The 228-nt window shown below is 61.0% G+C and carries 1 protein-coding gene; it reads right to left on the bottom strand.

Features of this window, described 5'->3' with window-relative positions:
• Positions 1–228: DUF5801 repeats-in-toxin domain-containing protein (locus tag D8779_RS20505; protein ID WP_205895866.1), on the bottom strand; the 228-nt coding region annotated here is incomplete at both ends.

The raw sequence follows: 228 nt of genomic DNA, 5'->3' as shown, positions 1-228 counted from the left end.
TAAGCGCCAAGCTGTACACCGTGCCGGCATCACCGGCTGCTGCACCGTCTGCACCAAACACGCTATTAAACTGCGCTTGCACCACCGCAGCGCTCAGCACCGCCGAGGCAACACCATCGGCATAGGCGCCGCCCAGGCTCGCCAGGCTTTCATCGACAAATACACGACCCAGCCCTTCGGACTGCTCACTGAGCTGTGCACGAGGGCCGTCATCTTCAAAGCTAAAGG

This window comes from Pseudomonas leptonychotis (genome assembly GCF_004920405.1).
GTDB lineage: Bacteria > Pseudomonadota > Gammaproteobacteria > Pseudomonadales > Pseudomonadaceae > Aquipseudomonas > Aquipseudomonas leptonychotis.
Note: the sequence above shows the minus strand (reverse complement) of the source record. Positions and strands in the feature narration are given on the sequence as shown.